Raw genomic sequence first — 26,452 nt, forward strand, 5'->3', positions numbered from 1 at the left:
AGGCGTTGTGCCTTTATCAGCGAAGGGGAGCGACCATGCCATCTGTCGAGTCAACGTCAGCCGCCGAGCACAGGCCGTCAGGGCGTAGCCGGCGTGTCTGGAGCCTGGCCATCCGGCTATTCCACTGGGGGCTGGTGGCCTGCGTTGTACTCTCATTTCTGACCATGAAGGTGGAGACCGACCTGTTCGACTTTCCGCAGAACGTGCACGCCAGGGCTGGGCTGATAGCGCTTGGGCTTTTGCTGTTTCGCTGGGGGTGGGCGCTGGTCGGCGATCACCACGCGCGCATCGGCTCCTGGCTGCGCTCTCCTTCGGTAACGCTGTCCTATGCCAGAGACCTGATGAAGCGACGTGCCGATATCTTTGCCGGTCACAATCCGCTGGGGGGATGGGCGGTGCTGGCGATGCTGACGAGCCTGACGATTCAGGCGCTGACGGGGCTCTTTGTCACCGATGACATCTTCTTCGAGGCGCCGCTGCATACCCTGGTGCCAGCAGCAGTCAGCGACACGGCTCTGTGGATTCATCACCTCAACGCGAATGTGCTGCTGGCGCTGATCGTGCTTCACCTGGGGGCTCTGCTAGCCCATCGCTGCCTCGGCGAGCGACTGGTAGGCGCCATGTTCAGCGGCCGCAAGACGCTGCCGCGGGGTGCGCACTGGGCCGAGACGGACGCAGAGACCCACCAGCAACCAGAGCAACAGTCAGATCAAGAGTCAGATCGGGCGTCAGATCACCAGCAAGGGCAACGTGGAAGCAGCGGCAAGGGGGTAGAGCCTGGCCGCTCGGCCCTGATGGTGCGAGCGGCGCTGCTGGCCCTGTTCAGTACGGGGTGTGTGATGTGGCTGTGGGGGCGCTTGTGAAACGCCGAAGGCTCACTCGGCTCGGAAGTTGTCGTGACACCCCTTGCAGGTATTGCCGACGGTGGCCACCTGCTTGAACAGCGCGTCCTGGTCACCACCGTCGGCCATCTCGGCGAGTTTTGCGGTTTCCTCGATCAGGGTGTGGTAGCGCTGGTCGAAGTCTTCGTAGTCATCGGCGATGTCCGCCAGGGCATCGGTCTCGACGCCATGGTCGTCTCCCTGCAGTGAGCCCTTGACGAAACCTTCCCAGGGTAGCGGCGCCACGGCGGCGAGGCGACGCGCCTTCTCGAGAAACAGTTCGGCGTCGAAGTCGCGCTTGCCCTGGGCCATCGCGCCCAGCGGGCCGATCTGCCAGGCCATCACGCCCAGCGCGTCCTGACGGTATTCGATGGCGTCTTCGATCTCGACGCTGGCATCGGGGAGTTCCTCGGCGAGTGCACAGGCGCTGGCCAACGTTAGTCCAAGTCCGGTCACGAGGGCATGCAACGGGGTCACGGTCATTGTCCTTACTCCTTGCCTGGCGACATGGGCCGGGCGTTGTCGAGGATGGCGTCGCGAATGCAACGACATCCTCAAGATAGCAAGGAGAGCGGCTGCCGCCAGAAGGGCATGACGGTCGGGCTGAACAAGAGCTATGAATTGCCCTGGTGCTGTCGCATCTGACGAGAGCGAAAGCGTGCGTAGCCCATGCAGCCGGTAAACAGCACCAGCGCCACCAGTGCCTCTGCCACGCCACGCAGACCGAGTCCCGGCAGGGTGGCGATCATCACCCCCTGGGCGAAGTAGAGCAGACTGACGAAGGCCAGCCAGGCATGGCCCCGTGGACGGCGGGTCAGGATGGATGGCAGAAACAGCACAAGAGGCAGCACAAAGGCGATCATCGGGCCGAAACGATTGCCGTCGGCTTCCACCGCGATACCGCGGTACACCATCATTGCCAGCAGCAGGCCAAAGCCGACCAGCACCAGCTGGCGCGACTGCCGGGTCAGGCGGTCAAGCCCGCGGCGCTGTTCTACCCCCTCAAGCCAGGCTCTCATGAGGCCCCCTTGCGGGCGTCAGCCAGAGCGAGCGTCAGCCGCGCCAGGCGCGCGCCCTGGGCGAAGGCCAGCTCACGCTCGTGTTCATCCAGCGGGCGATCGCTGCGAACGCCAGCCAGGTGGCTGACGCCGTAGGGGGTGCCTCCGCCCTGGGTGCGGGTCAGGGCCGTCTCGCTGTAGGGCAGCCCGGCGTAGACCATGCCATGGTGGAGCAGCGGCATCAGCATCGTTACCAGCGTCGTCTCCTGGCCGCCGTGCAGGCTCGAGGTGGAGGTGAAGGCGGTGGCGGGCTTGTCGATCAGCGCTCCTGACAGCCACAGCTCGCTGGTGCCGTCGAGAAAGTGCTTGAGAGGAGCCGCCATGTTGCCGAAGCGTGTGGGGCTGCCGAGCGCCAGGCCACTGGCGTTGCGAAGATCGTCGAGGTCAGCGTAGATAGCGCCTTCGGCGGGAATTTCCGGGTCCACCGCTTCACAGGTCGGTGACACCGGAGCCACGGTACGCAGGCGAGCATCGACGCCGGCGACAGACTCGACACCGGCGGCGATGCGCTCGGCCAGCGCCCGGGTGGCGCCCTGGCGGGAGTAGTAGAGGACCAGAACGTAGGGCAGATCCGACATACACTTTCCTTATGGCAAGAGCCTATGGGTTGACGAAAGCCCGAGGCAACGGGCGAAGAGGCTGGCTGGCCTCAACTCTCCAGCAGTGACGTGATGGCCTCGGGCGGGCGGCCGATTACCGCTCGCTCGCCGTTGTCGAGAATCGGGCGCTGGAGGATTCGAGGATGGGCCAGGATGGCAGCCACCACCTGGGATTCATCCTTACGGTCGGCGCCCAGACTCTTCCATTCGGTCTCGTTGGCGCGCACCAGGTCGCTGAGCTTGCCGTCCAGCCGGGCGATCAGGCCACGCAATTCCTCACCGTCCAGGGGATCGTCGAGGTAGCGGCGGACCTGGACCTCGGCGCCGGCCTGCTCCAGCAGGGCAAGGGCTTCGCGGGACTTCGAACAGCGAGGGTTATGCAATAGCGTGAGTGCAGCCATGACAGCTCCGGTCGAGTGGGAATCGGCGGCTATTGTAGATCGCCGGCGCGACCGGCCACAACGACGCGCCGCCAAGACAGGTCATTGCTCGAGAAGGCGATAGGCCCAGACCTCAGCGCCGCGAGCGAGGGTTAGCCTGACGCGCTCGTAGCGCACGCCCAGACGCTCGTAGCGGTCCAGTTCGGCCAGGGTCTCGCTATCCACCGCCAGTAGCTGTCCGGCCACCTGGTCGTCACGATCGACCTCCAGGTCGAGCCCCTCTCGGCGATACCCCGGGAGCAGTGCGGGCGTCGACTCGAGTCTTTCTCCGGTCACCAGCCAGCGCACCCATGGGGAGCGCAGGGTGCCGTAGACAAAGACTGGGTGGGGGCCGTCAGCGGACTGCTCCATGGCAGCCGGAGGTGTATAGCCATAGGGGCTCTGGTAGGTGTACCAGAACCAGCCATAAAGGCCGATGATCAGTGCGCCAACAAGACAGAGCAGGCGGGCAAGCCAGAGCGTCAGGGTGTTCATGGGGACCAGTGACAAATGAGCGGTGTGTGCCGGAAATCGAAAGGTGGCGTGTCTCGCTTGACTAGCCTCTCACCAGGCGGCCGGCTTGTCGAACCGAGGTCGCCCGCTATTCATTCCCGCTAGCCATTCCTTCTATCCTTTCCCTCTATCGGCGGCGGTCCCGGCCTTGCTAGGATAAAGATTCCCGCCAAGACGAGGAGGTGCCCCATGAGCGAATTTCTCCGCGCCGAGTCTTTTGATGGTGCCCATGATGATGTGGACTTCAAGGCCATGATGGGGGACGTCCAACCACTGCGCCAGGCCAACAATCGTGCCGATGCCGGCCGTCGCCGAGGCGCGCCAACCGAATCACAGCTGGCCAGGCGTCGTCATGCCCTGAGTGGAGACGACGGGCTTGATGGTCTCAGTGACGACTTCGTCGATCTGGTGCCTCCCTTCGATCCGCTGGAATACCGCCGCGATGGCATTCAGACCGGGGTGGTCGAGCGCCTGCGGCAGGGCGGCTATCCGGTGCAGGCCAGTCTTCACCTGCTGCGGCGCCCGTTGCATGAATGCCGGGGGAGTCTGCCCCAGTTCATCCGCGACGCCTACGCGGCCGATCTGCGCTCGGTGTTGATCGTCCATGGACGCAGCCGCGAGATCGATGGCGCCGCCAATGTGCTGCGCTCCTGTCTGGCCAAGTGGCTACCCGCCCTCGACGAGGTCCAGGCGTTCGTGTCTGCTCAGGAGGCTGACGGTGGACTCGGCGCCACCTGGGTGATGCTCAGGAAGAGCGAGCGCGCCCGCGCGGCGAACCGCGAACGCCAGCAGAAGCGTCGCGGATAGACCTGGCGAAGCCTGTTGCGGCTTCCCGGCCGCTTTCCTGCATCGATCCTCTTTTTTATTTCCTTTCCACCCGGCGCCATCCTGCAGATGGCGCCGTATCGCTTGCGTGGCCTCGCCAAGGACGCCATCGAGACAATCGGCATCAAGTTGGAACAGTCTGCACTGGCTGCCGCGACTAGGGTTCCTATAGCGCGATAGTGGCAAGCAATGCGCTGGCAGGGTCACGGCAAGGTGGGGAGCGACTTGATGAGTCATCCACTGCCGGTGCAGTGGCCTTACGACGTCATTCAGTTGGCAGGGGGCTACATGATCATCGCGGAACTTCACGACCACTGGCAGTGGTTCAAGCATCACTCGATACCTACCTTGGGGCACCGCTACTGGCACTGCGATGAGCTGATGCCATTGCTGCGCCGGCTGGACCGGGCGAACCGGCGGATTCAGGACTTCGGCCCGGTATTCACCGACCATGACCAGCAAAAGCTGGATCATCTGCGTGATCGCGCCATGGCACTAGTCGAGCAGGCGAGTGAAACGGCGACAAGGTGTCAGCAGCGGCTGGCGCTGGGCGACCAGGGGAGCTCTCGACCGCTTGACGAGCAAGAGCGGGCCTTGCTGCTGTCTTTCTACACGCTTCACGTCATCGAGCCTCTGGAGGATGCCCGGGCCCATCTGCTCGAAGAGCTTGGCTAGTCGACCTCTGGCATCGGGGGCGGAGACGACAGACAAGGACGTTGATGTCGCCAGACATCAGAGCAGCAACTGACGCTCGCACCACTCTCGGTGCCAGTCCTGGGGGCTGGCACCGTATTGACGCTTGAAGGCACGGGTGAAGCTGGCGGCGTTAAGGTAGCCACAATGGTACGAAAGCTGATCGATGCTGGGCGGATGGCGGGTCTTGAGTCTGGCCCTTGCCTGTTCCAGCCGGGTGCGCCTGAGCGTCTCGGCCACGCTCTCTGGGTGGTCGCTAAAGGCGCGGTAGAGCCCGGCACGGGAGCAGCCCAAGGCGTGAGCGATGCTGTCGACGTTCAACCGAGGCTCACCGGCGTGCAGTTCGATATAACGACAGGCGGCATTCATCAGGCTTTCGCGCTGGGTCGCCTCCCACTCGAGCGACAGCGGCCCTTTCAACTGCGCCAGCGCTACCAGGCTCATGTCGCGAGCGGTATCCAGTGCGCAGGCCAAGTCCTCGCCGGCGAGGGCCTCTTGCTCCTTGATGACGCCAAGCAGATGGGTCGTGAGCAACCGGGTCATGGCGTTGTCGGGAAGGCTGAAGGGGCTCGACTCGGCCCGCGTCAGCGCATCAGGCGCCCTGGCCTTGACCTGGGGCCGGGGAATCATCAGGTACAGCATCGAGTGCTGCATGGCGAGGCTGGACAGGGGCTGGAGGCTATCCAGTACCACCAGACCACTCTGGCTGGTGACACGATGTCGCTGGCCGTCGGCTTGCTGTAGGCGTGCTTCCCCCGCGAGCGTCAGGCTGACCAGCACAAAGTCGCTGTTGTCCTGGGCAAAGTGAGCAGCGGTGTCGTCGTTGGTACACCAGCCAAGGACGGCACCACCAGCGCTTGAAGCACTGATCACGCAGGCTCGATAGTCGTCAGCGCGCCGGCCTTGGGGAAGCTCGAGCTGTATGTCGGAATGCAGGCTGCGCCAATAGTCGAAGCGCAACTCGGGTGCTACCGACATTGACGAATAGCGCTGAAAGGCCGCCAGGGGGGATGGCGCTTCGCTGGACATAAGGAGCCTGAACAAGTTCTGGGGTGCGTGATCATCATCTGTTGCGCGTTCGAGCAGCGGCGCTTGTTCAGCATAGATCACTACGCCAACTGGTTCGGCGGCCAGTGGCGAGCTACCTCCAATGCCTGAGAAAAAGATGAGATTGGCTCGTCTTTCAGGATCGCTGGCTTACATATTGTGCATGGATGGGCATGGGCTGACATGAAACGCGGCGCATCGATATCCCATCTGCTGGTGCCCCTTCCACCAAACACGACAATGCCGCGATTCCTGCTGGCGCCAGCCTGTCACCACTGGGGCGACGGCGCCGGAGATCGCGGCATTGTTGATGGTGATGCTTCCTGCTTGCCTGGCAGGAGGTCGGTCGAACCAGGCAAGCCGTCCAACCCGGATAGGGTCAGGCGACGGCGGTTTCGCGCTGGCGTTCACGCGCCTCGCGCTGACGGCGCAGGAACATCGGCTCCGGGTTGTCGACGGACACCTGGTAGTGGCGCGAGAACACCGTGAGCGAGGCCAGGGCGTCTTCCACGACCTGGTCTTCGCGCAGCGAAAAGGCGTCGAAGCCACAGCGTGCCATATAGGACAACTGGTCGATCAGCACGTCGCCCACGGCACGGATCTCGCCCTTGAAACCGTGACGCTCCCTGAGTACCCGGGCCAGCGAATAGCCGCGGCCGTCGGTAAACTTGGGAAAGTCGATGGCGATCAGCGGCGCGTCTCTGAGTGCGGCGACGGTGTCCTCATCGAGCTGGGTGTCGCTGGGTAGCCAGGGCGCCAGGTCGTCGCGACGCTCTGCGGCCAGCCAGACGTCCAGGCGGACGATGGTCATGGGCTTGACGGGGGTTGCACCCTCGTCATCGACGTCAGACTGGAGCACCCAGGCGTCTTCCACCAGGCGGCGTTCCTTGATCAGCGGGCGTTGCGGCGTCTGCTCAGGCATAAACGTGCTCCTTGAAGGGTTTCAGACCGATGCGGCGATAGGTGTCGATGAAGGTTTCGTCGGCTTCGCGGGCGCCAACATACACCTGCAGCACCTTGTCGATGACCTCCGGCACATCTTCGCGGAAGAAGGAGGGGCCGAGGATCTTGCCCAGCGAGGATTCGTTGCCCTGACTGCCGCCGAGGGATATCTGGTAATACTCCTCGCCTTTCTTGTCCACGCCGAGAATGCCGATGTGGCCGACGTGGTGATGACCGCAGGCGTTCATGCAGCCGGAAATGTTGAGATCCAGCGGGCCAAGGTCGTAGAGGAAGTCGAGGCTGTCGAAGCGCTCCTGGATCGCCTGGGCCACCGGAATGGACTTGGCGTTGGCCAGGGCGCAGTAGTCGCCGCCAGGGCAGCAGATAAGGTCCGCCAGGGTGCCCACGGTGGGGTTGGCCAGGCGCAGCTCCTCGAGCTTGTGCCACAACTCCTCGATGCGGTCGACGGCCACGTCGGACAGCACCAGATTCTGCTCGTGGGTCACCCGCAGCTCGCCGAAGCTGTACTCGTCGGCCAGGTCGGCGATCTGGGCCATCTGCTCGGAGGTGACGTCACCCGGCGAGTGACCACTGCGCTTGAGTGACAGGGTGACGGCCTTGTAGCCCGGCACCTTGTGGTCGGTGACGTTGTTGGTGACGAAGCGGGCGAAGGCCCGGTTGTCCCGACGCAACGCCTCGAAGGCCTCGATGGCGGCGTCATCCACCTTGCGACGGGGCGGATCGACGAAGTGCGCCGCCATGTCGTCGATGGCCTGCTGATTGAGGGTCTGGGCGCCGTCCTTGAGGTGGGCCCATTCTTCCTCGACGCGCCGCCGCATCTCGTCGATGCCGAGTGCCTTGGTCAGGATCTTGATGCGCGCCTTGAACTTGTTGTCGCGGCGACCGAACTGGTTGTAGACCCGCAACACTGCCTCGAGGTAGGTCAGCAGGTGCTGCCAGGGCAGGTCCTCGCAGATGGTCTCGCCGATCATCGGAGTACGGCCGAGACCGCCACCGACCAGCACCTTCACGCGGACGTCGCCGGCGTCGTTGCGCCACAGACGCAGACCGATGTCGTGGACCTGAATGGCGGCACGATCCTCGGCGGCGCCGGTCACGGCGATCTTGAACTTGCGCGGCAGGTAGTAGAACTCCGGGTGGAAGGTCGACCACTGACGAATCAGCTCACACCAGGGACGCGGATCCACTTCTTCATCGGCAGCGATGCCGGCGAACTGGTCGGTGGTGGTGTTGCGGATATCGTTGCCGCTGGTCTGGATCGAGTGCATCTGCACGCTGGCGAGCTGTGCCAGCATTTCGGGCACGTCCTCGAGCTTCGGCCAGTTCAGCTGAAGATTGGTACGGGTGGTGAAGTGGCCGTAGCCGCGGTCATAGCGGGCGGCCAGCTCACCGAGCTTGCGCAGCTGGTAGGAGGCCAGCATGCCATAGGGGATGGCGATGCGAAGCATGGGCGCGTAACGCTGTACGTACAGACCGTTCTGCACCCGGATCGGGAGGAATTCTTCCTCGCTGATCTTGCCTTCGAGGTAGCGACGCATCTGGTCGCGGAACTGTGCGACGCGTTCGTCGACCAGGGTCTGATCATGGTTGTCGTAGCGATACATTCAGCGCGTTCCTGCAGCCAGGGAATGACGGGACGTTGCGGGTTACTCTACCTGCACGCCATTATGCTATAAAAGAATAAATAGTCATAGTTTGGGTGCAAAAGGTAATTAAAAGGTGTTGATAGGCGTCGTGCGGGGCGCTACACCTTCAGACTCTGCCAGCGGCGGCGTTGCCAGATCACCGCAAAGCACAGTGAGTTGAGCGCGCGGTAGCCTAGCTGACACCACCAGATGCCGGCCAGGCCGAAGCCTTCATGCACGCCGAACCACCAGGCCAGCGGCAGGAAGACCAGCCACTGACCGGTCAAGGTCAGCTGCATCACCGTACGGTTGGCGCCGGCGCCGAGCAATGCCTGGGTGAACACCAGGGCGGCGGCGTCGAGCACGATCATCAGCGCGGTCAGGCGCAGCGGATCGACGCCCAGGGCGATCAGTTCGGGGTCATGTAGAAACAGGCCCAGCACGGCTTCCGGCATCAACGCCATGGGCAGGGACAGGGCAGCGAGCAGCAACCAGGCCATGTGCACCACCTCCCAGCCCCAGCGGTGGGCCCTTTCCGGCGACTCGCGCCCCAGCGCCTCGCCGACCAGGCTCATCGCCGCCATGCCCAGGCCCACGCCGGGCAGAATCAGCAACAGCGATAAGTTGACCAGCACATGGCCCACCGCCACGCTGGCGGTGTCGACCTGACCGAGGATCCAGAACAGCACGGCGTAGCCGGCGGCGAACCAGAGCTGCTGAAAGGAGTGCGGCGTGGCCAGCTTCAGGGTGGTGGCCATGGTGCTGCCGCCGAGTCGCCAAGGCGAATGACACGGCCTGTGACGAGTGCCGCGATGGCCAGGCGTATGGCTCAACCAGGCCCAGATGGCGACACCGGCAAACAGCGACAGGCTGCTGCCGAGCCCGGCACCGCTGACGCCCATGGCGGGCAGGCCCCAGTAGCCGAAGATCAGGCCGATGCTGGCCAGCAGGTTGACCAGATGCATTACCAGCATGATCCGCAGGTACAGGCCGGTCTGCTGGATGCCGTTCCAGTAGCCTCGGTAGCAGAAGATCATCGCCACCGGCAGCAGCGCGATCAGACGCCAGCGAAAGTAGTCCACCGCCATCGACGTCAACCGCGGATCGTCGTTGAGCCAGGCCATGATCGGACCGGCCTGCCACAGACACAGAACCATCAACGGCAGGCCGATCATGACGGCCAGGGTAAGTCCCGCCGCCAGCGGCTCCCCGCGTGGATCGTGGCGCAGCTCAACGCCAAGGTCGGCGGCCGCCGAGGCAACGGGCGTCTGATGGCGTTCGCCATGGCGCCGCGCTACCTGGGCCTGAACCCCCGACGACAGCCCGAACAGGCAGGCGGTGACCATGAACATGGCGTAGCCGCCGATGCCGGCGGCGGCCAGCTCGGTCTCGCCGAGCCGGCCCACCAGGGCGGCATCGAACAGGTTCATCAGGCTCTGGCTCAACATGCCGGCCATGATCGGCAGCGCCAGGCGCAGGATCAGACGCCAGCGCGTCAGGTCGGGCAGCAGGGCCTGTTGTTGCAGGGAACGCATCAGGCGTCGTAGGACAGTACCGGCGACAGCCAGCGTTCCATGACGTCCAGCTCCATGCCCTTGCGACTGGCCAGGGCCTCGACCTGATCCCGGGTAATCTTGCCGGTGGCAAAGTACTTCGACTGCGGGTGGGAGAAGTACCAGCCGGACACCGCCGCCGCCGGCCACATGGCAAAGCTCTCGGTCAGTTCGAGCCCGGTGCTGGCCTCGGCGTCGAGCATGCGGAACAGCGTCGCCTTCTCGGTGTGGTCAGGGCAGGCGGGGTAGCCAGGGGCAGGGCGGATGCCCTGATACTTCTCGGCAATCAACGCCTCATTGTCGAGCTGTTCCTCGGGTACGTAGGCCCAGAACTCCTTGCGCACCCGCTCATGGATCAGTTCGGCAAAGGCCTCGGCCAGGCGATCGGCCAGCGCCTGCACCATGATGGCGTTGTAGTCGTCGCCCTTGGCCTTGTAGGCCGCAGACAGCTCCTCGACGCCGTGACCGGCGGTGACCGCGAAGCCACCGATCCAGTCCGGCTTGCCGCTGTCCTTCGGGGCAATGAAGTCGGCCAGGCTGTAGCAGACTCCCTCTCGGTTCTTGGTGGTCTGCTGGCGAATATGGTGCAGACGCTCGATCACCTCGCCGCGGGTCTCGTCGGAATAGACTTCGATGACGTCATCATCGACGCTGTTGGCGGGCCAGAGGCCGATGACCCCGCGCGCCTGGATCAGGCGTTCGTCGATCAACTTGCGCAGCATCACCTGGGCCTCGTCGAACAGTTGGCGTGCGGCTTCGCCGACCACCTTGTCGTCGAGGATCTTCGGATACTTGCCGACCAGCTCCCAGCTCATGAAGAAGGGCGTCCAGTCGATACGATCGACCAGTTCGTTGAGGTCGTAGTCCTCGAACACCTTGAGACCGGTAAAGGTCGGCGCCGGCGGGGTATACCCCTGCCAGTCCAGCGCCGGCTTGCGCGCCCGGGCATCGGCGTAGGACAGGTCGGCGGCCTTGGGGCGGCGCTTGGCATTGCGCTCGCGGACCTTGACGTACTCTTCCCGGATCTCGTTGACGTAGGCCTCTTTCAGCCCCGGTGACAGCAGCTTGCCGGCCACGCCCACGGCACGTGAGGCGTCGGTCACATAGATCACCGGCTGCTCGTACTGGGGTTCGATCTTGACCGCGGTGTGCGCCTTGGAGGTGGTGGCGCCGCCGATCAGCAGCGGCAGCTCGAAGCCCTGGCGCTGCATCTCCTTGGCTACATGGACCATCTCGTCAAGCGAGGGGGTGATCAGTCCCGACAGGCCGATGATATCGGCGTTCTCTTCCCGGGCGGTCTTGAGGATCTTGTCGGCGGGCACCATCACGCCGAGGTCGATCACCTCGTAGTTGTTGCACTGGAGCACCACGCCGACGATGTTCTTGCCGATGTCGTGGACGTCGCCCTTGACCGTGGCCATGACGATCTTGCCCTTGGCCTGGGTGTCTTCGCTCTTTTCCGCCTCGATGTAGGGGATCAGGTAGGCCACCGCCTGCTTCATCACCCGCGCCGACTTGACCACCTGGGGCAGGAACATCTTGCCGGCACCGAACAGGTCGCCGACCACGTTCATGCCATCCATCAGCGGCCCCTCGATCACCTCGATGGGGCGGGTCGCGCGCTGGCGGGCCAGTTCGGTGTCATCCTCGATGTAGGCGGTGATGCCCTTGACCAGAGCATGCTCGATGCGCTTCTCGACCTCCCAGCTACGCCACTCGAGGTCCTCCTTCTTCTCACCGCCGGAGCCGTCACCCTTGTACTTGTTGGCGATATCGAGCAGCCGCTCGGTGCTGTCATCACGGCGATTGAGCACCACATCCTCGACGGCTTCGCGCAGCTCTTCCGGCAGGTCGTCATAGACCGCCAGCTGGCCGGCGTTGACGATGCCCATGGTGAGCCCTGCGCGAATCGCGTGGTAGAGAAATACCGAGTGGATCGCCTCGCGCACCGGATTGTTGCCGCGAAACGAGAAGGACACGTTGGAAACGCCACCCGACACCATGGCGTGGGGCAGGTGTTCGCGAATCCAGCGGGTGGCCTCGATGAAGTCCACCGCGTAGTTGTTGTGCTCGTCGATGCCGGTGGCGATGGCAAAGATGTTGGGGTCGAAGATGATGTCTTCGGCGGGGAAGCCGATATCGTCCACCAGCACCCGGTAGGCGCGTTGGCAGATTTCGGTCTTGCGCGCGAAGGTGTCCGCCTGGCCGGACTCGTCGAACGCCATCACCACCACGGCGGCGCCATGACGGCGGCACTCGGTGGCCTGGTGGCGGAAGGCCTCTTCGCCTTCCTTGAGCGAGATCGAGTTGACCACCGCCTTGCCCTGGATGCACTTGAGGCCGGCCTCGATGATCTCCCACTTGGAGGAGTCGACCATGATCGGCACCCGAGCGATGTCCGGCTCACCGGCGATCAGATTGAGAAAGCGCACCATGGCTTCCTGGGACTCGAGCATCCCCTCGTCCATGTTGATGTCGATCACCTGGGCGCCGTTCTCGACCTGCTCGAGCGCCACCTCCAGGGCGGTGGTGTAGTCCTCTTCCTTGATCAGTCGCTTGAAGCGAGCCGAGCCTGTGACGTTGGTACGTTCACCGACGTTGACGAACAGCGAATCGTGCTCGATGTTGAACGGCTCAAGGCCAGACAGACGGCAGGCTCTGCTGCGGTCCGGAATCTGGCGCGGGGGCAGGTCCTTGATCGCGCGGTGAATGGCGGCGATATGCTCGGGGGTGGAGCCACAGCAGCCACCGATGATGTTGACCAGGCCACTGCGCGCGAATTCAGCGACGATCTCGGCCATCTCCTCGGGGGTCTGGTCGTACTCGCCGAACTCGTTGGGCAGGCCCGCGTTGGGGTGAGCCGAAACGAAGGTGTCGGCCTTGGTCGACAGCTCCTCGACGTAGGGGCGCAGCTCCTCTGCGCCGAGGGCACAGTTGAGGCCCACGGTCAGCGGCTGGGCGTGGCGCACCGAATTCCAGAAGGCCTCGGTGGTCTGGCCCGACAGGGTGCGCCCGGAGGCGTCGGTAATGGTGCCGGAGATCATTACCGGCAGGCGCTCGCCGGTCTCGTCGAAGATCTCTTCGAGGGCGTAGATCGCCGCCTTGGCGTTCAGGGTGTCGAAGATGGTCTCGATCATGATCAGATCGGAGCCGCCTTCGATCAGTGCCAGGGCTGCCTCGCGGTAGTTGTCACGCAGGGCATCGAAGGTCACGTTGCGCTTGGCCGGGTCATTGACGTCCGGCGACAGCGAGGCGGTGCGCGAGGTAGGGCCAAGCACCCCGGCCACGTAGCGGGGCACCCCGGTCTCTTCGCCGACGTCGTCGCATACCTGGCGGGCCAGCCGAGCGGCTTCGCGATTGAGCTCCGGGACCAGCTCCTCCATGCCGTAGTCAGACTGTGACAGGCGGGTGGAGTTGAAGGTATTGGTCTCGAGGATGTCGGCACCGGCCAGCAGATAGTCGCGATGGATGCGCGCCACCAGGTCCGGGCAGGTCAGGGCCAGCAGATCGTTGTTGCCCTTGAGATCCGACGGCCAGTCCTTGAAGCGCTCGCCGCGGAAGTCTTCCTCGCTCAAGGCCGCATTCTGCAACATCGTGCCCATGCCGCCATCCAGCATCAGAATGCGGTCTTTCAGGCTATCGATGAGGCGGGCTGTCTGAGGGGTCGGTGCTGCTACGGCCATGGGCGGGTGTGTCTCCAGCTAGACGCTTGTCAGGTCGACGAACGATAAAATTTTTATGGGCCAGCGCTTGTGTCCACGCGGCAGGACCCCCATGTGCATGCCGGAATACACGGCGATGTCTCGGGAGTCGGTCGAAGGGGCCATATGGTACCAAAGCACCGGGCCTGGCGGCAGGGGCAGCGTACCTGCGAAGGCGGAAACCAAAATCCGAGTAAAATACTCGGGATTGAGTCTGACGCAGGTGTCGCTTACCATGGTCCTGACCAAACCCGCGGGGCCACAGCGCCCGCTGTCAGGCGGGGCGAACTAGCGAGAGACCCATGAGCGAGAATATCCAGATCACCGACAGCGCACAGGACTACCTGGCGGAGCTGCTCGAGAAGCAGAACGTCGAAGGTATCGCGGTGCGGATCTTCATCACCCAGCCGGGCACGCCCTACGCCGAGACCTGCCTGGCGTACTGCCGGCCGGGCGAGGAAGAGCCCAGCGACGAGCGCCTGGAGCTTTCCAAGATCGCCGTCTATCTCGACGCCAACAGCATTCCGTTCCTGGAAGAGGCGGTGGTCGACTTCAACGCCGATCGCATGGGCGGCCAGCTGACCATCAAGGCGCCCAACGCCAAGATGCCCAAGGTCAACGCCGATAGCCCGCTCGAGGATCGCATCAACTACATCCTCTACAGCGAGATCAACCCGGGCCTGGCGGCCCACGGTGGCGAGATCAAGCTGATGCAGCTGACCGACGACCAGGTGGCGGTGCTGGCCTTCGGCGGCGGCTGTCAGGGCTGCGCCGCGGTGGACCTGACCCTCAAGGAAGGCGTCGAGAAGACGCTGATGGAGCGCATCCCGGAACTCGCCGGCATCCGCGACGTCACCGACCACACCGACACCACCAACGCCTACTACCGTTGACGTTCAACCGCGCCGACTGGCGCACTGAGGTTCCGCCCTCAGGATCAAAGGTGAATCAACAACGCCGCTCCATGGAGCGGCGTTGTGGTGTTTGGGTAAACCATTAGGGGTAGGGGCGCGCGAGACTGGTTGGGGAGCGATAGGCACCCCCTGTCGAGCCGGTGTCTGCGAACAGCCATCCACCGAAGTCATAGCGGAACTGCCGGCGGTCGCTGTTCTGGTTGGTTAGCGCCGAGAGCCGCAGCAGGCGGTCGTAGTGGTTGCAATCACTTCAAGAAAAGACGCTGGCCCATGGGGTCGCGGCGTTCGATGGGCTGGTCCTTGTCGCTTGCCGTTGTGAAGAGTCGATAGCGCTGGTTGGTAGGGGCGTGACCTCCCGAAACTTTATATGGCGAACTCCACATCCAGCGTCGAAGAGCCGGATGTTTTCTGCATCCAAGAGTTTGAGAAAGCCACTTACCCTGAATACATGGATTCAATCATTATTCTAAGATGTTTGCTTCCAGGTTCTTCTCCCCATGACTCCATTAGCTCTGAAGATAATTTGTCGCAATGTGCTATTACATCTTTTCCAGAAACTTTATTCCCACACAAAGTTGAAGCATCACCAAATATGTTAGAGATTTCATCGACTAGAGCACCAAATTGTCCTATATATTTAGAGTCTAATGTTGCCAGTGGGTATTCAAGTTCAATTTTGTCGATCGGATCTTGTGCGTCCACAAGTTTTCCGGAAAGAAAAAGCTTTAGCTGTATGATTGTTTCAGATTGCCACGCAGGGGCTTTCTCTTTCCGATAAAAACTATAAGTGTCATAATTTAAGTTTGCTCCGGCGGTCTTAAGGATTCTGTTTGACTCACCAGGGGAGTACACCCTAGGTAAGTCAATAATTACGGACACTGTCTGATGAAATTCATCGTTATTATTCATAGGATTCCTTTTGTGGTAGGTACTGTATGCCTGAATGCATCAACCGCACCATGGCGAGCTGCCCTGGTGACGGCGCACTTCGCGATGCAGGTCGTCGCGCTCGAAGGCCATCAGCTCGCGCTGGTCCAGGGTCATGGCGTGGACATGGCCGGAGCCATAGCGCAGCCAGGCCTGGGTCTGGCCGTCGGGCAGGGTGGTGGTCTCGCGGTTGCCCAGGGCGTCGTGGGTGTGGCGTGTGACGCTGGAGTAGTCACCGCCGTTGGGCAGCTGATGACGCTGCACCTCGGCGATCAGGTTGTCGGCGGTGTCGAAGTGAAAGCGCGTCTCGCTGTGGCGGCTGGCGGCGCGGGTCAGGCGTCCCAGCGGGTCGTAGCCGTAGCGGGTGGTCAGCGCGGGCTGGCCCGGTCGCTGGCTCTCGCGCTCCAGCACCCGGCCCATGGCGTCGCGGGTGAAGGTGGTGACCAGCTCACCTTCGCGACGCTCGATCAGGGCACCGCCATCGTCGTAGCGGTAGTGGCGGGTGCGCCCGTCGAAGCAGGTGTCCACGATTGCTGGGTAAGATCAGTCTGAGGTGCCGGCACCGACTTCAATTGATCAGATGTCGCACTTGCTCATTGAGACCGCCGAGTTCAGTCAAATATATGATGGTCAGCATCATGCTTGGTTCGGTATAGCTCCCCCCATCCTATTATGTCTAAGTCATTCTTTTCAGAGATGTTAGAAAATGAATAGGCATCATTTTTTGGTATTGCAATAAAAACAAAGCACGGAAATTCAGAGATGTTGATAATATTTTCACCTTGATGGCGAGTAGCGAGCACTATTGTGTCAATGTCCTCACTTTTGTTGAATGGGTGGCCAATAACTGGTGGGGATATTTTTGCTACAATATATGGCTTGTTTGAGCTAAAAGAAGACTGTGACAAAAAATCACACTTTCTTGTCAATGAGAATGTTTTGCTCTCCAGTGAGGACAAGAAATACGTTTTCATATCAAAACTCCGGATTGACGCCGCTGACTCTATCAATCTTCACTGCACCGTTATCTATTCCATTTGGGATGATGTATTCAGCAATTCCCCCTTGATTTCCGTCGAGTGGTAAGGCCTGACGTATTTTTACTACCTTGGTTGGATCTTGTAATGTTCCTTCAATTACGAAGCGTCCAGAGTTATTTGCTCCGCTTTCTCCACCAGAGGGTAGACCGGCCACCTCTCTATAGTTTTGCACATTATTCGGATTTTCCGGAGACCAAGATGCTCCGCCGGGCATTGCGTCATCACCATATACTCTATATAGCCGTTGGCCCTTTTCGGGCATTGGCGGGGATGATAGGTCAGAGCATTGGCAATTCTTAGTCAACCCCAGCGGATCCACCCATCCTGTCGGATTGGGGGCGTACATGTACAGGTTTTCGCCGCCGGCCAGGCCTATCGGGTCCTGGGTGGTGAAGCGTCCCGTCTCTGGATCATAGTACCGATGGCGGTTGTAGTGCAGCCCGGTTTCTTCATCCAGGTACTGACCCTGGAAGCGCAGCGGATTGTCGGTGGTGCTGGGATTGCCGTGTCCGTCACTGGCCTTGGTGAGCTTGCCCCAGGCGCGGTAGTGGCCGACCCAGGCGAGCTTGCCGTCGCATTCTGCCAGCTCCATCGGGGTGCCGAGGTGGTCGGTGTGGATGCTGTAGAGGGTCGGCTCGGTTGGCTGGTGTTCGGTATAGAGCACCGCCCCGGTGCCGCTGCGGGTGTGGACGGCCTCGAAGCGGTTCTCGAGCTTGGCGGCGGGCACGAAGCTGTCGGGTTCGAACAGGTAGATCACCCGCCGTTCGGGGGTGAGGCCGGGGTACTCGAGCCGATGGCAGCGCTGGGCGATCGGTAGCGAGTGAGGCCGTTCGGGGTTCTCGCGGGCCAGTTCCAGTCGTTCGGGGCGAAACAGCGGCGGCAGGCCGCCGACAAAACGTTCTTCGCTTTGCAGCAGGTCGCCGTCCCAGTTGAACACCGTCAGCTCGCTGGGCTGGCCCTGGCGGTTCACCTCTTTCCACACCCGTCGGCCGAGGCCGTCGTAGGCGTAGCGGGCGCGCATGCGCGGCACCGTGTCATCGCCCGCGGCGGGGGCATGAGGGTAGTGGCTGGCCTCGATCAGTCGGTGTTCGGGGTCGTACTGGTAATGCCAGGTCTCGCCGCTGGGGGCGATGCGGCGGGTCAGGTTGCCGCTGGCGTCGTAGTGGTAGTGGGTGCCGGCGTAGCGCTTGAGCAGGTTGCCCATGGCCGGCGACAGGCTGGCCGGTGCGCCAGGGTAATCGAGGCGAATGCGTTCCTCGGATCCGTGGTCGAGGTGATCGCGGGGGCGCTCGCGTCGCCAGCGGGTGGCGTCGGAGGTTGTACCTTCGTTTCCTTTTTCGCCTTTTGCTTGTGGTGGCACGGGATCGACCAGATTGCCGGCCGGGTCGAAGGCGAACACTTCCTCGAGGCCTGGGGCGCTTGCCTGGCGCAGCCGGCCCAGTGGGTCGTAGCCGTAGCGGGTGGTGCCACGCAGGTTGTCGTCCACCTGGCTGAGCAGGCCGTTGGCGCTGTAGTGCCACTGGCGCCTGACGGTGGGGTGTCGGGGGCGGTCCTCGACGGATGCTTCGAGGGTGCGGATGTGCTGCTCTATCAGGCGTCCCAGCGGGTCGAAGCGTGACTCGACCTCGCGGCTGCCCTGGTGACGGCGCACCTCGCGATGCAGGTCGTCGCGCTCGAAGGCCATCAGCTCACGCTGGTCCAGGGTCATGGCGTGGACATGGCCGGAGCCATAGCGCAGCCAGGCCAGGGTCTGACCGTCGGGCAGGGTGGTGGTCTCGCGGTTACCCAGGGCGTCGTGGGTGTGGCGGGTGACGCTGGAGTAGTCACCGCCGTTGGGCAGCTGATGACGCTGCACCTCGGCGATCAGGTTGTCGGCGGTGTCGAAGTGAAAGCGCGTCTCGCTGTGGCGGCTGGCCGCGCGGGTCAGGCGTCCCAGCGGGTCGTAGCCGTAGCGGGTGGTCAGCGCGGGCTGGCCCGGTCGCTGGCTCTCGCGCTCCAGCACCCGGCCCATGGCGTCGCGGGTGAAGGTGGTGACCAGCTCGCCTTCGCGACGCTCGATCAGGGCGCCGCCATCGTCGTAGCGGTAGTGGCGGGTGCGCCCGTCGAAGCCGGTGTCCTCGATCAGTCGTCCACCGCCGTCATAGCGGAACTGCCAGCGGTCGCCGTTCTGGTTGGTCAGCGCCGACAGCCGCAGCAGGCGGTCGTAGTGGTAGGCGAAACGCTGGCCCATGGGGTCCCGGCGCTCGATCGGCTGGCCCTTGCCATTGTAGCGATAGCGGGTGCGCTGCCCGGTGGGATCGAGATACTGGGTCAGCCGGCCTTCGCCGTCGTGGGAGAAGTGCTCGATGGCGCCGTCGGGGTGCTCGACGCTCAACAGCAGGCCGGTGGCGTCACGGGTGTAATGGGTGCGATGCCCGGCGGCGTCACGGCGCTCGATCAGCCAGCCGCGGTGGTCGTATCGAAACTGGGTGGTCTTGCGTGAACAGTCGCTGGCACCGGTCAGCCGACCCTGGTCGTTCCAGCGGTACTGGTAGGTGTTGCCGGCGGCGTCGGTCATCGCCGTGAGCAGGCCGCGCGCGTTGTGACTGAAGGTGGTGACACGCCCGCTCGGGGCGATTTCTTGCAGCGGCAGCCCGCGTTCATCGAAGCGCAGCGAGCGTTCGCGTCCGTCAGGCTCGGTGACGCGCACCGGCAGGCCCTTGTCGTCGTAGTCGATGCGGGTGCTCAGGCCCTGGGGATCGACCGTCTCGATCAGCCGACCCTGGTCGTCATAGCGATAGTGGGTGGTGCGTCCTTCGCCGTCGATATGGCGGATCAGCCGGCCGTGCTCGTCCCAGCGCCAGTGCTCGCTGCCCAGCGCCGGGTGGAAGGGGTGAGTGATCGACTCGATCTGGTTGTGATAGTTGTAGCGGTAGAAGGTCACCACGCCGTCGGCGTCGGTGACGCGGGTGTACCACAGGCCGCGATGGTACTCGAAGCGGGTGTCTTCGCTGCCGTCTTCCAGGCGGTTGCGTACGCAGCGCGCATCGTGAGCGGCGGGCAGGGCGCCCTCGGCCTTGCCCGGCCAGTCCCACTCGAGCTCCACCGCCAGGCCACTGCGGTGGGTGTAGCGGGTGACCAGATGGTGCTGGTACTGGTACTCGCGGGTGTAGCCGCGCATATCACGACTTTCGATCAGATCACCGTCGGCGCTGTGCTGGTAGCGGACCAGCACCTCGGGCTCGTGCGCCTCGGCGGCTTCGTCATTGTGTTTGGTGACGTCCGCCCCGGGATAGTGGCGCACCACCTTGGCCAGCAGCCCCGCGCTGCTGTAGTGAAAGCGCAGCAGCAGGGCGGCGCCGTCGGTCAGCCGGTCCAGTCGGCCCTGGCGATAGCTCAGGTGCAGGGCGCGGCCGTCGCGCTCGCGCTGCTCGACCAGGCGGAAATGGACGCGCTCGCCCGGCCCGGACTTGCCGATGCGGCGGTAGAGCTCCTGACTGCCGTCGAGGTAGTGAAGCCGGTAGTGCTCGCTGTCGGGGTGTTCCAGGGTCACGCTTTCACGCGGGAGGAAGCGGCTGCCGCCCACCTCGATGGGCTCGATGGGCAGGGCGCGGTTCAGGCTGTCGATAAAGGTCAACTGCTCGCCCAGGGCCTCGAAGCGGGTATGGAACGGGCTGCTCCAGCGGGCGCCCAGCTCGCTGTCATCGAGTTCGTCGATGCTGGAGCGGTAGTAGCGGGTCCACTCGACGTCGATCAGCCCCGGTACGCTGAAGTCGGTGTGCCACAGGTTCTCGTCACCCATCACATAGTCCACGGGGTTGGGACTGGTGGGGGTGGGGCGATGCAGCGAGCACACGCAGCCGGCCGGAGTGGCGCTTGGCTCGGCTTCGTGGCGGGTGGTCTGGCGATTGTCTGCCGACAGGTAGTGGACCGTATGTTGCCCGGTGACGGCGGTGCCCTGGTGATTGACGCCCCTACTTTGCGACGACCGGCGGCGAGTCGCCTGGGCCAGGTCGCGTATCATCGGCAACAGGCGCTCGAACCCGGCGTTGACCATGGACCTGGCCATCCCGCCGAGCTGGCCGAGGAAGGCGATGAGGCGCTGACGGTCGTCACCAAAGGCCTCGAGCAGGCGGTCAAAGGCAATGAATACGACACGCTTGCCTTTCTCGAGAAGGTTCCACCACTCGGGGTTTTTGTCGATCAGGCCGGCCTGGGTGGCGGCATCGACCGGGTTGTTGATGAACTCGGCAAGTTTGCCGACGATGGTGTCAATTTCGCGCAACAGCTTCGGTTTCTGTTCCTCGAGCTTGGATTCGAGTTCTGCCAGAAAATCCATCGCCGCACCGCCGGCCTGGTTGACCAGAATTTGAGCGGCGATGTCGACGCCTTCACCGCGGGCAAACGCCTGTATGCCCTCACGGGTACCCACGCGGATAGGGCGGGAGGCGTTGCCGACGGCGGGCACCAGACCGATGGCGTCGATCACTAGCACCGCCCAGAGCCAGACGTTCTGGTAGTTCGGCGTGCCGTCTGCGTCGTTGCCATCGAGGTCAACCACGTCGCGGGCGACGTCGCCGATGGCCATGACGTTACCGACCACCGGCAGCATGTAGGCGGCCTGGACGACCACGTCGAGTACCGTGACGGAATCTTCCTCCACGTCCATCATCATCACGGCTTCCGGGGTCTCACCTTCGCTGTAGGGCTCGGCGGTGATCACCCGGCGGTGATTGAGTGCCTCTTTCAGAGGATCGTGGTCCAAACCTGGAATGACGTGGTTGCCCCAGCTTGTTCTCGCGGCCATGCTAAGTTTCCTTCCTTATGTCCCCACAAGAGGGCGCCATCCCTGATGCATTCAGTGAGGTATTGACCGCTACCCACCGAGCCCCTTGGCGATATTGGCCTGTCGACTCAGGAGCGTTTCTTCGGTGATCCACCAGGCCAGCCTGGCGACGTCAGGTCGGTGTCCTGAGCGTGGGGGGTGTCCTTGAGGTCGCCGAATGTCGGCCTGGTGGGGACGCCACCCTTCCAGCCGGGTGATGACAGCTCGGTATTGCCAAGGCCTGGGAGCTGCTCCTGAAGCTTCTCCTGCGCGATCTTTTCGAGTTGTGCCCGGGCCTGCTGCCCGACCCGCCCCGGAAGATCGCTCGGGATGTCACCTGGAATGGATGGCAACGGAGGCCCCTCGGGCCAACCGGGCGACGATAGACCCGCACCGGAAGTGCTTGGCATTCTTCCGGACGTTCCGCCGGCCCAGCCAGGAGACTGGAGGAGGCTGGGCGCTGGTTGGCTGGTCGACCCCAGGCCACCGGCGCTGCCCGACACGGCGGCCTGGGTATCGCCGGACGTCGTGGCATACGTTGGCTTGATCGGTACCTTGCTGGGCCACGCCTGTGGCCGCTTGTCGATTTCTCGCGGGTCCTGGAAGTACTCGACCTGGACACCCCCCAGAGGCAGCCCAGACAGCGTTGCCTTGCCGGCGGCGTCCAGCACCCCTTGGCGTACCGAGCCATCGGAGAGGAACGCGCGATAGCGGGCGCCGGGCACCGGCCGACCGTTGCCATAGAGGTGTTCAAGATCCAGGTTGGAGGGTTCGGTTTGCGGAAGGTTGTCCAGCGGATAACTCAGACTCGTGGGCCCGCCAAACAGGTGCTGGCTGCCCTTGACGTCGATAGTGCCGGGGGCGTGAATTTCGATGTCGCCGCCCTTGAGTCGGATATAGCCGCCACCGCAGGTCAGCAGCACTTCCTCGGCAGCGGCAATGTGCACGGCGTCTTCGGTGGAGGTGATGCTGAGCTTTTTCTCCGCAGTCAGTGCCATCTCGTCGCTCTGGGCCTGCACCTCGACTTTGCCCTGGGCGGCGAACAGCTTGATCCCGGCGCGTTGGACGAACAGCGACAGCCGGTCGGCGATGCTGGCGACCAGGCGTTTGCCAGCGGCCAGGTTGATGTCTTCGCTTGCGGTGACGCTCAGCGACTTGCCCTGGGCCAGGTGGGTGGACTGGGGGGTGCTGATGGCGATGCCCGCCGGGGAGGCCAATTGCAGCCAGGGCTCCTTGAGTCGCGCGGCCTCGCCACGCCCACCTTTGCTTGCCGTTGTCGCACTGCTGCCGTCGAAGGCTGTGGCAGAGTCGGCACTACCGTGGCGCCCCTGGGCGTCGTCGCTGGCCTTGTGCAGGTCGGTGCGGCTGGCAAGCGCCTCGGCGTCGTGGTCGACAGCGCTGTCGCTGAGGCTGTCGGCAAGCTGCCAGGCGCTTTGTAGCTCGCGCCAGGCGGGACGCATGTCGAGCTGCTCACCGTTGGCACCAAGCTGTCCCCAGCTGCTGACCAACAGGCCCTGGTTGGCGCGCACGGCGCCGTAGGCGTCGGTGCGCAGCTCGAAGCCGGTGCCACGAAAGTCGCCGCGGGTATTGCCGTGCTGGTGGATCAGATAGCCGAGGTTCAACTGGCTCTTGGCGTGCTCGGAGTTGAGCCGCACCCGCTCCTGGTCGGTGGCGTCATCGAACACCAGCTCGTTGTACTTGCCGCCACGATAGGTCTTCGACTTGAAGCCCGACAGCAGGCCGTTGGAGTGCCATTCCGGACGTTCATCGCCGTTGTAGACCCGACCGGTGATCAAAGGGCGATCCGGGTCGCCCTCGAGGAAGTCAACGATCACCTCCTGGCCGATGCGCGGGACAAAGACCGCGCCCCAGCCGGCGCTGGCGTTGGGCTCGCTGACCCTCAGCCAGCAGCTCGAGCCAGCGTCGTGGTGACCCAGCCGGTCCCAGTGAAACTGCACCTTTACCCGATTGAGCCCATCGGTGTGGATTTCCTCACCTTCTGGCCCCACCACGGTGGCGGTCTGGGGGCCACCCATCACCGGGCGCGGATGGTCGAGGCTCGAGCGATAGGGCAGGCACAGGCGCTGGGTCTCGATGTCGACCAGATAGTGGCCGGTGCCGGCGCGCTGGTAATCGTCACGGTGGAGGCTGGAGCCTTTATCCGAGAGACCCAGCCCGTGGGCGCGACGCGCCTGATCGAGCTGTTCCTGCAAGCTTCCGGGCAGGGTCGACAGATGCGCCGATACCGGCAGGGCATTCTCGGCATGCACGCTGAGGCCCAGCACCAGGAACTCGCGCTCGCTGTCGTCGCCGCGCTCATGTTGGCCATGCTGGGTCAGGGTGAAGTGGCCGCCGACCTGAAGCTGGCGGGCGCCACCGGCGCCATGGAAGCGCTTGGCGCGGGACTCCAGGGCTTCCAGACGATTGACCGCCAGTCGCTCACCGCGACGGTGGTCCGGGTAGTAGTACTCGCCGGGATAATCGTAGACCTCGGTGTCCGGCAGGTGGCCCTGGTCGGGGATGGTGTCCTGGGCGATGTCGCTGGGGTGGCGAGGCTGCTTGTAGTTGAAGGTGGCGAGGCTTACGCGGGTGGGCTGCTGCTGACGGCGCCCACCCCACTGAGTCAGTGCGTCCTCGGCCTCAGTGGCGGCCTGGCGATGGAAGCGGATGGCCTGGGGGGTTACCGCTGGGCAGGTATCTACGCTGTCGGTGATCACCAGGCAGTGATCGCCTTCGCCATGGCTGAAATAGAAAAACAGTCCTTCTTGTTCCATCAGCCGGTTTACGAAGTGGAAGTCGCTCTCTCGGTACTGCACGCAGTAGCTGCGCGCGGGGTAGTCGCGACGAAGATCAAAGCGGTAGCGCCCCTTGGCGATCTCGTGGCCCTGGAACACCGCCTCGATCACCTCGGTGACGTTCTTGTCCTGGAAGATGCGGCTGTCACGACCGAGGCTCAACAGGGATAGCCAGGGCACCAGCACCAGTTGGTAGTAGTAGACGCCACCGTCTTCGCCGAGCAGGGCGGCGGTGTCGACCAGGCCAGAGAGCGGACGGTAGCCGCCGTCGGCCTGGCGGATCTCGATCAATGCCGGCTGGGCGATCAGCGACTTGAGTTCGATGTTGCCGCGCTGGGAGATTACGTCGAGGGTGTAGCAGAAGGGGCGCGAAATGGTCTCTTCACCGACCAGGCGATGAGGGATCAGCGATTGCCCGGCCAGATGAAACTTGAGCAGGCGCTGATCCTGACTCAGTGTGACATCGAAGGCACCCAGCAGGTCGCTTGGGCGATACGAGGACCAGGAGGGGTCGTCCATGCTCAGCACCCTCCTGCCAAACGTGCCCACTCGGTGGGCGCCGATGGAAGACGCAGCGATGCGCGCAAATGATGGGGAGCAGATGGCATGGCGGTTCCTCCCTGAACGATTCCGTCAGTCCGAATCAGGAGGATCTTACCGGCGGGACGGGGCCCGGGCAGCAGGGGAAAGGCGTTTTCAGAAAGGGCTTACGCAGGAAAACGACATGTCGAGCAAGCTGTGCCTTGGCAACGCCGCAAATCGGGCATTGAAGGAGGCGGTGCACGTCGCTTGGGCCATGAATGGCGCTTGTGGTTTGCAGTGCCGCTGCGCTGGATCCCGGGCTTGCCGTGTGAACGCCACCCTATGCAATCACACGGCAAGGCCGCTGCCTGAATCCTGGAGGCGCTGCCCTAGGGCGAAGAGGTCTGTTGTTTGGCGTTTCCGCTGGATCTGCCCTCGTTATCATCGGGGCGTTCGCGCTGTTGCCTGGCCAGCGCCCAGATCTTCTCGTCAAGCTTGGCCTCGAGTGCCTTGAGTCGCTCTGACTGATTCGCCAGCAGGCGCCTCTGCTCTTCGATACGCTCGTTGAGCAGGTCTACCTCGTGGCCTCGAGCGCGCAGGTTCTCCTCGGCTCGCGAGCGCTCCATCTGCGTCTCGCGGTGGCGCTTTTCCTCTTCTGACAGTTCGCCCCGCAGTGCCTGAAGCTGCTGCTGCAACACCTCCTGGCGCTGATCGGCCTGCTTGAGGCGCTGGGCATGGGCCTTTTCCGCACTTTGTCGTTCCTGGCGTGCCTCGTCCAGCATAGCCATCAGCCGCGCCTCGGCGGCCTCGTGGCGCTGTTCTTCCTGGGCCAGGCGCTCGCGATGCTGCTTCTGCTGATCATCCAGCGCCTGCTGGTACTCCCTGCCTTCACGCTCCTTGTCCTGCTGCAGACGATCAAGCTGCGCTTCGAACTGGGTGGCGCGCTCGCCTTCCTTGATGAGCTGCTGCTCCAGCGCTTGATTGGCGCTCGCTAGTCGTGCCGATTCCGAGGCCGCCTCCTGCAGACGCTGCTCCATGGATGACAGATGGGCCGACAGGGCGCTTTCGCGCTGTTCGGCGTCCTCGGCGCGACGATCGGCGGCGGCCACCTTTTCAAGCGCGCCTTCCACGTTGCGATCGGCCTCCTGGCGATAGTGGGCCAGGTTTTCCGCCGCCGCCTCCTGGGCCTTGCTCCAGAGCTCTTCGGCCAGTCCCTGAAGCTCCACGGGCATCCCCTGGGGGGGCGGAACGTCTCGTCGCTCTTCCCGGCGTGAACGCCATTCGCGCAGGTGCTCGCTGATGGTGGTGAAGCTGCCGGTGCCGAGTATCTCTCGGACCTTCTGAACGCTGGGGGCTTCCTGCTGCTTGAGCAGGGTATCCACCGCTCGTTGAACGTCGTCGTAGGTGATCCCGGTACGGGCCATGAAGCTCTCCTTGTGCGGTGGTCGATTCCGCCAGCGGCTGATCATGCCTGAATGCCCCCTCGCTCGCCATGCTCCGGTTCGCTTTCTGTGACACCCGTTGGCACTGCCGTGCGGTGACGTCACGTGAGCGGTGCTCACATTCCTGCGAA

The 26,452-nt window shown here is 63.5% G+C and carries 20 protein-coding genes; 4 read left to right on the plus strand and 16 right to left on the minus strand.

Features of this window, described 5'->3' with window-relative positions; all coding sequences use genetic code 11:
• Positions 1-35: 35 nt before the first annotated feature.
• Positions 36-863 (plus strand): cytochrome b/b6 domain-containing protein, encoded by an 828-nt coding sequence (locus tag KUV74_RS15550; protein WP_222516792.1) that lies wholly within the window; start codon positions 36-38, stop codon positions 861-863.
• 12 nt (positions 864-875) lie between these two features.
• On the opposite strand, the gene KUV74_RS15555 is transcribed toward KUV74_RS15550, so the two are convergent.
• From KUV74_RS15555 to KUV74_RS15575, 5 genes are all read right to left on the minus strand, one after another.
• On the minus strand, positions 876-1,364 hold the full coding sequence (locus tag KUV74_RS15555; RefSeq protein WP_045992202.1) for a c-type cytochrome: 489 nt from the start codon (positions 1,362-1,364) through the stop codon (positions 876-878).
• Positions 1,365-1,495: 131 nt separating this feature from the next.
• The gene (locus KUV74_RS15560) at positions 1,496-1,900 is read right to left on the minus strand and encodes a DUF2069 domain-containing protein (protein ID WP_045992201.1); all 405 of its coding nucleotides are present in this window, start codon (positions 1,898-1,900) and stop codon (positions 1,496-1,498) included.
• A complete protein-coding gene (gene wrbA / locus KUV74_RS15565; protein ID WP_045992200.1) occupies positions 1,897-2,517 on the minus strand; it encodes an NAD(P)H:quinone oxidoreductase in 621 nt (206 codons plus the stop codon). The genes KUV74_RS15560 and wrbA overlap by 4 nt, the downstream gene beginning before the upstream one ends.
• Positions 2,518-2,588: 71 nt before the next feature.
• Entirely contained in the window at positions 2,589-2,939 is a 351-nt protein-coding gene (locus KUV74_RS15570; RefSeq protein ID WP_222516793.1) for an arsenate reductase family protein, read from the minus strand.
• 81 nt (positions 2,940-3,020) lie between these two features.
• On the minus strand, positions 3,021-3,452 hold the full coding sequence (locus KUV74_RS15575; protein WP_124804750.1) for a gamma-glutamylcyclotransferase family protein: 432 nt from the start codon (positions 3,450-3,452) through the stop codon (positions 3,021-3,023).
• 207 nt (positions 3,453-3,659) lie between these two features.
• Here KUV74_RS15575 and smrA point away from each other — a divergent pair, with 207 nt between their 5' ends.
• Both smrA and KUV74_RS15585 read left to right on the plus strand, forming a co-directional pair.
• The gene (smrA, locus tag KUV74_RS15580) at positions 3,660-4,277 is read left to right on the plus strand and encodes a DNA endonuclease SmrA (RefSeq protein ID WP_108133414.1); all 618 of its coding nucleotides are present in this window, start codon (positions 3,660-3,662) and stop codon (positions 4,275-4,277) included.
• A gap of 246 nt (positions 4,278-4,523) precedes the next feature.
• Positions 4,524-4,970 (plus strand): hypothetical protein, encoded by a 447-nt coding sequence (locus KUV74_RS15585; protein WP_222516794.1) that lies wholly within the window; start codon positions 4,524-4,526, stop codon positions 4,968-4,970.
• 57 nt (positions 4,971-5,027) lie between these two features.
• Here the strand turns inward: KUV74_RS15585 and KUV74_RS15590 are convergent, their stop codons facing one another.
• The 5 genes from KUV74_RS15590 to metH all read right to left on the minus strand — a co-directional run bounded on the left by KUV74_RS15590 (position 5,028) and on the right by metH (position 13,859).
• Positions 5,028-6,017: an AraC family transcriptional regulator gene (locus KUV74_RS15590; protein ID WP_222516795.1), complete on the minus strand. Its 990-nt coding sequence runs from the start codon at positions 6,015-6,017 to the stop codon at positions 5,028-5,030.
• Between the two features lie 397 nt (positions 6,018-6,414).
• Entirely contained in the window at positions 6,415-6,957 is a 543-nt protein-coding gene (locus KUV74_RS15595) for a DUF934 domain-containing protein (RefSeq protein ID WP_045992194.1), read from the minus strand.
• Positions 6,950-8,602 (minus strand): nitrite/sulfite reductase, encoded by a 1,653-nt coding sequence (locus KUV74_RS15600; protein ID WP_045992193.1) that lies wholly within the window; start codon positions 8,600-8,602, stop codon positions 6,950-6,952. The genes KUV74_RS15595 and KUV74_RS15600 overlap by 8 nt, the downstream gene beginning before the upstream one ends.
• Before the next feature lie 140 nt (positions 8,603-8,742).
• Entirely contained in the window at positions 8,743-10,158 is a 1,416-nt protein-coding gene (locus tag KUV74_RS15605; RefSeq protein WP_222516796.1) for an MATE family efflux transporter, read from the minus strand.
• Entirely contained in the window at positions 10,158-13,859 is a 3,702-nt protein-coding gene (gene metH / locus KUV74_RS15610) for a methionine synthase (RefSeq protein ID WP_222516797.1), read from the minus strand. Before metH ends, KUV74_RS15605 begins: the two co-directional genes overlap by 1 nt.
• Before the next feature lie 320 nt (positions 13,860-14,179).
• On the opposite strand from metH, the gene nfuA reads away from it, so the two are divergent.
• Positions 14,180-14,770, plus strand: a complete 591-nt coding sequence (gene nfuA / locus KUV74_RS15615; protein ID WP_045992189.1) for a Fe-S biogenesis protein NfuA — start codon at positions 14,180-14,182, stop codon at positions 14,768-14,770.
• Positions 14,771-15,226: 456 nt separating this feature from the next.
• On the opposite strand, the gene KUV74_RS15620 is transcribed toward nfuA, so the two are convergent.
• The 6 genes from KUV74_RS15620 to KUV74_RS15645 all read right to left on the minus strand — a co-directional run bounded on the left by KUV74_RS15620 (position 15,227) and on the right by KUV74_RS15645 (position 26,303).
• Entirely contained in the window at positions 15,227-15,700 is a 474-nt protein-coding gene (locus KUV74_RS15620; protein ID WP_222516798.1) for a hypothetical protein, read from the minus strand.
• A gap of 39 nt (positions 15,701-15,739) precedes the next feature.
• Positions 15,740-16,246, minus strand: a complete 507-nt coding sequence (locus tag KUV74_RS15625; protein WP_222516799.1) for a hypothetical protein — start codon at positions 16,244-16,246, stop codon at positions 15,740-15,742.
• 83 nt (positions 16,247-16,329) lie between these two features.
• Positions 16,330-16,692: a hypothetical protein gene (locus KUV74_RS15630; RefSeq protein ID WP_222516800.1), complete on the minus strand. Its 363-nt coding sequence runs from the start codon at positions 16,690-16,692 to the stop codon at positions 16,330-16,332.
• Position 16,693: 1 nt separating this feature from the next.
• On the minus strand, positions 16,694-21,544 hold the full coding sequence (locus tag KUV74_RS15635) for an RHS repeat-associated core domain-containing protein (RefSeq protein WP_222516801.1): 4,851 nt from the start codon (positions 21,542-21,544) through the stop codon (positions 16,694-16,696).
• Positions 21,545-21,651: 107 nt separating this feature from the next.
• A complete protein-coding gene (locus KUV74_RS15640; RefSeq protein ID WP_222516802.1) occupies positions 21,652-24,876 on the minus strand; it encodes a type VI secretion system Vgr family protein in 3,225 nt (1,074 codons plus the stop codon).
• A 392-nt stretch (positions 24,877-25,268) separates the two neighbouring features.
• Positions 25,269-26,303 (minus strand): DNA-binding protein, encoded by a 1,035-nt coding sequence (locus tag KUV74_RS15645; RefSeq protein ID WP_222516803.1) that lies wholly within the window; start codon positions 26,301-26,303, stop codon positions 25,269-25,271.
• Positions 26,304-26,452: the final 149 nt, after the last annotated feature.

Source organism: Halomonas sp. DP1Y21-3 (genome assembly GCF_019801245.1).
GTDB lineage: Bacteria > Pseudomonadota > Gammaproteobacteria > Pseudomonadales > Halomonadaceae > Halomonas > Halomonas litopenaei.